The following is an 8,270-nucleotide window of genomic DNA, read 5'->3' as shown; positions in this document are numbered from 1 at the left end:
TTTAGCCCATTAAAGCTATCTTTTTCTATTCTTACATTGTATACCAAATTACATTAATGATGGCTAAAATATAAATTATTGGGCAAATATCTATTAAATAACAGCATATTGATGCACGGATTTCCCTATTTTTACCATCGGCGAAATCCTCGTAATAGCCCGAACGTCCCGGGAGACAAATTGCATCCCGGGTCATAAAGCTGGATAATATTTCGTCAACGACAGCTCCGGAGGTCGCCATTCGTTCCCTTGAGGGCGCATGTGTTGCAGGGAAGAGAAGTGGTGGTGGAGGTTTAAAGTGTTAACGCGTGATTTCTTGATGAAGGCGGATTGTACAACGGCGTTTGGCGCAATAGAGGAATCGTTGCTTTGGTCCGCTGAACAGCGTGCGGCATCGCTGGCGGCGACGCTGGCCTGTCGTCCGGATAATGGCCCGGTGTGGATTTTTGGCTACGGCTCGCTGATGTGGAACCCGGCTCTCAACTACAGCGAGTCGGTCACCGGCACCCTCATCGGCTGGCATCGGGCGTTTTGTTTGCGGCTGACAGCGGGGCGCGGAAGCGCCTGCCAGCCGGGGCGGATGCTGGCGTTGAAAGAGGGCGGACGTACCACCGGCGTGGCCTATCGTCTGCCGGATGACGAAATTGAAAATGAGCTGTCGCTGCTGTGGAAGCGCGAGATGATTACCGGTTGCTATCTGCCGACCTGGTGTCGGTTGAGCCTTGACGATGGGCGTACGGTGAATGCGCTGGTGTTTATTATGGATCCCCGTCATCCGCTGTATGAGTCTGACACCAGTGTACAGGTGATTGCACCGCTGATTGCCCGTGCCAGTGGCCCGTTAGGAACCAACGCGCAGTATCTGTTCTCGCTGGAGCAGGAGCTGCAAAAGCTGGGCATGCCGGATGATGGTTTAGATGAGCTGATTAATAAAGTGCGTGTCCTGGTCAGTGGCGTGAACCCGCCGGGGCTGGCATAAGCGCAAAAAGCGGAAACCCCGGAAGTGCGTGCTTCCGGGGACATTATCAGGCTGCGACGTAGCTGATAGAGTGCTCAAGCGACTGGCTGTGGCTATCAATCAGTACATTCCAGGTGCCGCTATAGGGCACGGTGAGATACGCTTTTTCTTCGTTTTGTACGCTCAGAATATCGGCGCCATGATTGCTGGCGCTCTTTTGGGTGCTCATTAAATGAATGTGGCAACGCTCAGAGCAACGCACCACCACCGTATCCCCGCCAAATAATGTCAAACTTGCCTTTACCATCACCAAAATACCCCGCTGCCATGAGTCAACGCGTTCCCTGCGACCAAATCCTGCCTGTGATGTTGTTCACAATTCACTCATCGCATAACACCAAACACCGCGTGCCTTGATGCTGATTTTGATCAAAAAATGCCGTAACGCTTCAACAAAAATGACAAAATCCCTGAATCCTTTCAGCCTTCGTGACATTCATAGGCAAAATGTGGCAGAGGTAACACAATATCCTCCCAAAGTGGGTAAAGGCGGCAAAATCAGAAGGTCAATACTTTATCTGCGGCCAGGGTCCACTGTGCCAGCTCAACCAGGGTGCCAATCTCCACGCCGTCGATCAGCGGCAGGGTGGTCATGCCGCGCCCGTCGGTGCAGGTTTTACACAGCTTCACCGGCACGCCCTGAGCGGTGAGGATCTCCAGCATCTGCTGGATGTTGTAGCCTTCAGCCGGTTTTTGCCCGCGCAGGCCAGCGGTGACGGCGTCTGACATTAAAAACAGCTGAAGGTGAAGGTCGCTCTGTTGCTCGCGAAGCGCGATGGCAAGGCGCAGGCTGTTAAACAGCGATTCGCTGCCGTAGGCAGCTCCGTTGGCGATAATGACAATACGTTGCATCTGAACTCCTTAATCAACTTCATGAAGATAGAGATCACCCTCTACCGGGTGTGCAAATGATACACCCGACACCGCAGGGGCTTGAAACGGTGGTGAAAAAATTGTGTGGAGCTGTTTCAACACAGGCGAAAAAAGCATCGTGGAAGCCATTGAAAAACAAGGCTGCTCAGCGGTCGACGAAGGAGGGAAATGCCTGAAAAGCAGGACAAACTGCGGTTTCTGTATGCCATAACTCTCAAGTGCTGCTGGCCGGCGTAACGTGTAAAACGGTGATTTCATCGTCATTCAGTCTATTCCTGGAATGCGGCGTGAAAGCTGAAGAATGAGGGGGATGGGGGTAAACTACAGGTTTGGGTGGGTGACATCTGACCCCCATTCGTTGCTGGCTATGAGGTTGTGGTTTTGTCTTTGCGTTTTTACTCGTCATTTTTCGTTGTGCTGGTGTTGGCCAGCAACTGCGCCCGGGCGCGGCAGAACTTTGTTGAAGAGGCGAAACATCCTTTCGATAATCTGCCGGATCTCGGCATCGCGCCGGAAAATCGCGAGGGCGAAAAACAGTTTGCCGAAATGGTGAAGTCTTTTGGCGAAGCCAGCATGACCGATAACGGCCTGGACACCGGCGAACAGGCGCGACTTTTTGCGCTCACGCAGGTGCAGGAGAAGCTGAATAGCGAAGTGAACCAACAACTGGGTAGCTGGCTTTCGCCCTGGGGCAATACGGATTTTCAGATGCTGGTGGATGAGAAGGGTAAGTTTACTGGTAGCCACGGCAGTTGGTTTGTGCCGTTGCAGGACAACACCCGCTATCTCACCTGGACCCAGATAGGGTTAAGCCAACAGGACGAAGGAACGGTAGGGAACCTCGGCGTCGGCCAGCGTTGGGTCGCCGGGCGATGGTTGCTGGGCTATAACACCTTTTACGATAGCCTGTTGGGTGATGATCTCAACCGTGGCGGCGTTGGCGCGGAGGCCTGGGGTGAAAATCTGCGCTTTTCAGCCAACTACTACCATCCGCTTCATGCCTGGGAAAACAGCGGCACGACGCTACAACAGCGTATGGCGCGTGGCTACGACGTCACCGCACAGGCCTGGATCCCCGCCTGGAACCACATTAATACCAGCCTGAGCGTAGAGCAGTACTTCGGCGATAGCGTCGATCTGTTCCGCAGCGGTACGGGGTACCATAACCCGGTCGCGGTTTCGCTTGGCCTCAACTATACCCCCATTCCACTTCTCACCTTTAGCGCTCAGCACAAGCAGGGAGAGAGCGGGGTGAATCAAAACAATCTTGGCATGAAGGTGAATTTCCGCTTCGGTGTGCCGCTGAAAAAGCAGTTAGCGGCTGATGAAGTGGCGCAAACGCGCACCCTGCGCGGCAGCCGCTACGATGCGCCAGAGCGCAATAGTTTGCCGGTGATGGAGTATCGACAGCGTAAGAGTCTGACGGTCTATTTGGCGACGCCGCCGTGGAACCTGAGCAGCTACGAAACGGTCGAGCTTAAACTTCAGATACACGACGAGTACGGCGTGAAATCGCTGACCTGGCAAGGTGATACTACCGCGCTCAGCCTGACGCCGCCGGCGTCGAATAACAGCACCGACGGGTGGAGCATCATTATGCCCGCGTGGGATTATACGCAAGGGGCCAGCAATACCTGGCATCTGTCGGTGGTGGTGGAAGATAAGAAAGGGCAGCGTGTTACCTCCAATGAGATCACGCTGGCGTTGACCGAGCCGGTCGTCAGCTTTGCGCCAATGGAAAATGGCTGGTTGGGCATGACGCCTTAATTGTGCGTGACAGGAGCTGTCACGACAATTAAGGAGCGGGCAGTCAGAAAATACGTTCCTGATGCACCCAGACCGCGGCTTCAACGCGCGATTTCAGCTTCATTTTCTTCAACATATGCTTCACGTGCACCTTGACGGTGCTTTCGGTGATGTCCAGGCGACGAGCGATCATCTTATTCGGCAGGCCTTGAGCGATCAGTTTCAGAATATCGCGTTCGCGTGGCGTCAGCTGGTTGATGTCACGATCTGAAGTGGCGCGGTTGGCGCGCAGGCTGGCAGCCAGAACCGGGGTTAATGCTTCGCTCAGAACCATTTCGCCCGCGGCGGCCTGCTGCAGGGCTTTCAGCAGGTCTTCCGGCTCCATATCTTTTAGCAGATAGCCGTCAGCGCCGCGTTTGAGCGCAGTGACGACGTCTTCTTCATGGTTAGAAACGCTGAAAACCACCACGCGGCCAGAGAGTGATTTTTCGCGCAGCTTGTCGAGGGTTTCCAGACCGTTCATGCCGGGCATATTGAGATCGAGCAAAATCAGATCCGGATCGAGCGCTTCTGCCAGTTCAATGCCTTGCTCGCCGTTGCTGGCTTCGCCCACAACCTGTATATCCGATGCCATACTGACCAGCTGTTTTACGCCAGTACGCAGCATGGGATGATCGTCAATTAGCAGGATGGTAGCCCGTTCCTGATTACTCATGGATTTCTCCTTGGAAAGTTGAAAGCGATTTTTCAGGGATAAACGAGACCACGACTTCAGTACCGCCGCTTTCACGGCGACGAACCTGGCAATCGCCACGCAGGCTCTGCGCGCGGTCACGCATAATAATAAGACCATAATGGTTGCTGCGTTCAGCGTGCAGCGGCACACCGCAGCCGTTATCCGCCACCACCAGTTTGACCTGATTACCCTGTTGGGTAACGGTCACCTTCACGTCGCTGGCCTGTGAATGCTTCAGCGCATTGCTGAGTGCCTCACGGGCAATTTGCAGCACGTGAATGGCCTGATGCGACGGGACGTAGCGCGGCGGTAGCTGATAGTCCAGCTGGACCGGGAAACCAAAGTGTTTGCTGTATTCCAGACAACTGGACTCCAGTGCCGGGCGCAGACCCGACTCGGTCAGCTTCAGGCGGAAAGTGGTCAGCAGCTCGCGCAGTTGCGCCCACGAGGTGTTTAGCTCGTTACGGACCTGGCCAAGCAGTTCGCGGCTTTCTGCGGACGACTGTTCGTTCTGCATCATTTGCAGACAGCTGACCTGCATTTTCATACATGAGAGCGATTGGGCGATGGAGTCGTGTAGCTCGCGGGCAATGGTGGCGCGCTCTTCCATAACGATGAGCTGCTGCTGGCGCTCCAGCTGTTTATCCAGCGCCAGCGTCGAGGTTAGTTGTTCGAGCAGCGTGTCGACCAATTGCTGCTGATCGTGGCTCAGCTCGCGACCATGAGGCAGGGTGGCCAGCAGAATGCCATACTGATTGCGCGGATCGGTAAGACGCCATTTGAGCGTTGCGCCTTCGGTCGCCGACATATCAACGTCCCGTGGACACAGGTAACAGCCTTTATCGTCGCATTCCCAGCCTGAATGACAGCTAAATTCCTGGTGGTTCTCTTCATCTTCAGTGTCGTAGACCCGCACTTCAATTTCCCGTAGCGGCGTCAGCTGTTGCAGGCCGTTCAGTACCGGCGAGATACGCTCGCATAGCGGTGCGCTGCTGTGTAGCCGGCGGTTCGCCTGCCACAGGAAGGAGAGTATGGCATTCTTCTGCTCCAGACCGGCGGTTTTTTCCTGCACCCGGCGTTCCAGCGATGCATAGCTTTCGGCCAGTTCGGCAGACATGTTGTTCAGCGCCATGCCCAGAGTTGCCATTTCATTACGTCCGCCGATCTGCGCGCGATAGGTAAAATCACGATGACTGATGGCTTCCGCCATCCGCAGAAGCTGACGCCACGGATGCAGCAGGCGTGTACGTAGCCAGAAGACGGTGAAAATAAACAGCACGGCCATGAAAAAAGCCATCAGGCGGTGCATCCACACCACGTGAGAGATGCGCTCTTCGGTGGTGTGATCGAAAACGGTGACTAACTGATTAATGCGGTCGACGAAGCCCGAGACATCGGCATTCACTTCATCCTGGCTTTGTGCGCCGCGAATGTCGGGCGCCAGATGATTCAGCCAGTACTGCTGTAGCGCTTTGAGTTGTGCCACCTGGCCATCACGTTCTGCCGCCAGCTGTAGCTCCGGGCTGAAGACGGTTTTTTGCATTTCATCAAACAAGGGCTGGTCGTGCTCTTGCACGGGAATGGCCGCCAGCAGACGGTAGCTCTGCATACGCAGAGAGCCTGCCTGGTTAATGGCGTGCGCGCTGCCCTGGACGCCGTTGACCAGGCGTGCGGAAATCATCATGCTGGCCACCCCGATGAGGGTAGAGAGCAGGACGATGAGGGCCAGTTGATTCACCAACGTGAGTGGTGTAAAAAAGCGTCTAAACATTGTGCGTTACAGCTCCTGACGGAAGGCTCTCCGGCGAGTGGCGTTATTTTCGACTATCGCCTGGAGTATACCCATACCCCTAAGGAGTTACCCCTTTATTTCCATAATAGTAAAGGTGCCGGGGGGAGAGGGGTAGCAACGTAACAGCCGTGTGATAAAACAGGTTTTTTTAGACAGAAAAGACTACTCCCTAAGGATGATGCTGTTTTTTTGCCCATTCTGTAGCCCACTTTTCCTTTGATTTATATCAACTTACCTCGTGGTGTAAACCCTAATGTGGCGAGGTTGATATTAATAATCAGAGGTGTCTATGAGTCACTCCACTGCCCCGGAAAGGGCAACCGGCGCTGTCATTACCGACTGGCGTCCGGAAGATCCGGCATTCTGGCAGGAACGCGGCCATCGCGTTGCAAGCCGGAACCTGTGGATTTCAGTACCGTGCTTGCTGCTGGCTTTCTGCGTATGGATGTTGTTCAGCGCTGTTGCGGTCAATTTACCAAAAGTGGGCTTCCAGTTTACGACCGACCAACTGTTCATGCTGACGGCGCTGCCGTCTGTGTCAGGGGCGCTGCTACGCGTGCCGTATTCCTTCATGGTGCCGATGTTTGGCGGCCGTCGCTGGACAGCGTTCAGCACCGGGATCTTAATCATTCCATGCGTATGGCTCGGTTTTGCGGTGCAGGATACCTCTACGCCGTTTAGTATCTTTATCATCATCTCTCTGCTGTGCGGCTTTGCCGGCGCAAACTTTGCGTCCAGCATGGCTAACATCAGCTTCTTCTTCCCGAAACAGAAGCAGGGCGGTGCGCTGGGCCTGAACGGTGGACTGGGTAACATGGGCGTAAGCGTTATGCAGCTGGTGGCTCCACTGGCGATTTCGCTGTCTATCTTCGCCGCCTTTGGTAGCCAGGGCGTCCAGCAGCCGGACGGTTCAGAGCTGTTCCTGGCGAACGCTGCGTGGATCTGGGTGCCGTTCCTGGCCATTTTCACCCTTGCGGCCTGGTTTGGTATGAACGAGCTGGCGACCTCTAAAGCATCGCTGAAAGAGCAGCTGCCGGTTCTGAAGCGTGGTCACCTGTGGATCATGAGCCTGCTGTATCTGGCAACCTTCGGTTCGTTTATCGGTTTCTCCGCCGGTTTTGCCATGCTGTCGAAAACCCAGTTCCCGGACATTCAGATTCTGCACTACGCCTTCTTCGGGCCGTTTATCGGCGCGCTGGCGCGTTCTGCGGGCGGGGCTATCTCCGACCGCCTGGGCGGGACTCGCGTGACGCTGATTAACTTTATCCTGATGGCGGTATTTAGCGCGCTGCTGTTTATGACCCTGCCAACCAACGGCGTGGGCGGTAACTTCATCGCCTTCTACGTAGTCTTCCTGGCGTTGTTCCTGACGGCCGGTCTGGGCAGCGGTTCCACCTTCCAGATGATTTCCGTGATCTTCCGTAAGCTGACGATGGATCGCGTGAAAGCAGAAGGCGGTTCCGACGAGAAAGCAATGCGCGAAGCGGCCACCGATACGGCGGCAGCGCTGGGCTTTATCTCGGCGATTGGCGCTATCGGCGGCTTCTTTATTCCGAAAGCGTTCGGTACCTCGCTGGATTTAACCGGCTCACCGGCTGGCGCAATGAAGGTGTTCCTTGTGTTCTATATTGTTTGTGTGGTGGTGACCTGGGCAGTATATGGTCGCAAAGCGAAAAAATAACGCTTAACGTTATTTAAAAATAAAGGCGCGAGTTTTCGCGCCTTTATTACATTCCTGGTTAGTTACAACATACTGTTGGTGTTACGACGATTTTGGCAGCGTGCCAAAATGGGCTTAGCAGGAGGGGAAAGGGACTCTACCCCTTAATACCAGATGGCCCCTTTTTTACAGACTGAAACATTATCCATTTAATAAAAATCTTTATTTTACAATGCATTATAAAATACAAATGTATACCACCTTGGTGGTATGTGAGTTTTTAGCCGCAATTGTTAAGCCTGCCCGCCTTGATCGTTATCAATTCCCTCCATCTTTCAGCGCGTTAACTTCGCTGCAAATTCAGCAATGTCGATTTATCAGAGAGCCGTCAGGCTCCAAACAGGAGAGACCCGATGAGTAAATTCCTGGACCGGTTTCGCTACTT

Annotated in this window: 8 protein-coding genes; 3 read left to right on the top strand and 5 right to left on the bottom strand. The window is 54.3% G+C overall.

Features of this window, described 5'->3' with window-relative positions; all coding sequences use genetic code 11:
* Positions 1-298: 298 nt before the first annotated feature.
* The gene (locus tag ACW14G_RS21365; RefSeq protein WP_163448671.1) at positions 299-979 is read left to right on the top strand and encodes a gamma-glutamylcyclotransferase; all 681 of its coding nucleotides are present in this window, start codon (positions 299-301) and stop codon (positions 977-979) included.
* 46 nt (positions 980-1,025) lie between these two features.
* Here ACW14G_RS21365 and ACW14G_RS21360 read toward each other — a convergent pair whose 3' ends face one another.
* The 3 genes from ACW14G_RS21360 to ACW14G_RS21350 form a co-directional block, all read right to left on the bottom strand.
* Positions 1,026-1,271: a DUF1883 domain-containing protein gene (locus ACW14G_RS21360; protein WP_064544976.1), complete on the bottom strand. Its 246-nt coding sequence runs from the start codon at positions 1,269-1,271 to the stop codon at positions 1,026-1,028.
* Between the two features lie 245 nt (positions 1,272-1,516).
* A complete protein-coding gene (locus ACW14G_RS21355; RefSeq protein WP_065356693.1) occupies positions 1,517-1,870 on the bottom strand; it encodes a DsrE/DsrF/TusD sulfur relay family protein in 354 nt (117 codons plus the stop codon).
* A 9-nt stretch (positions 1,871-1,879) separates the two neighbouring features.
* Entirely contained in the window at positions 1,880-2,155 is a 276-nt protein-coding gene (locus ACW14G_RS21350) for a hypothetical protein (RefSeq protein ID WP_223802716.1), read from the bottom strand.
* A gap of 111 nt (positions 2,156-2,266) precedes the next feature.
* Between ACW14G_RS21350 and ACW14G_RS21345 the strand changes: the two genes are divergently transcribed.
* Positions 2,267-3,658: a YchO/YchP family invasin gene (locus ACW14G_RS21345; protein ID WP_249023189.1), complete on the top strand. Its 1,392-nt coding sequence runs from the start codon at positions 2,267-2,269 to the stop codon at positions 3,656-3,658.
* A gap of 43 nt (positions 3,659-3,701) precedes the next feature.
* Here ACW14G_RS21345 and narL read toward each other — a convergent pair whose 3' ends face one another.
* Both narL and narX read right to left on the bottom strand, forming a co-directional pair.
* The gene (gene narL / locus ACW14G_RS21340) at positions 3,702-4,352 is read right to left on the bottom strand and encodes a two-component system response regulator NarL (protein WP_065356687.1); all 651 of its coding nucleotides are present in this window, start codon (positions 4,350-4,352) and stop codon (positions 3,702-3,704) included.
* Positions 4,345-6,144: a nitrate/nitrite two-component system sensor histidine kinase NarX gene (gene narX, locus ACW14G_RS21335; protein WP_167575714.1), complete on the bottom strand. Its 1,800-nt coding sequence runs from the start codon at positions 6,142-6,144 to the stop codon at positions 4,345-4,347. The genes narL and narX overlap by 8 nt, the downstream gene beginning before the upstream one ends.
* Before the next feature lie 310 nt (positions 6,145-6,454).
* Between narX and ACW14G_RS21330 the strand changes: the two genes are divergently transcribed.
* Positions 6,455-7,846 (top strand): NarK family nitrate/nitrite MFS transporter, encoded by a 1,392-nt coding sequence (locus ACW14G_RS21330; RefSeq protein WP_163448665.1) that lies wholly within the window; start codon positions 6,455-6,457, stop codon positions 7,844-7,846.
* The last annotated feature ends 424 nt before the right edge of the window (positions 7,847-8,270 follow it).

This window comes from Kluyvera sp. (genome assembly GCF_965301105.1).
The sequence above is the reverse complement of the archived record's forward strand: the minus strand, read 5'-3'. Positions and strand labels throughout refer to the sequence as shown.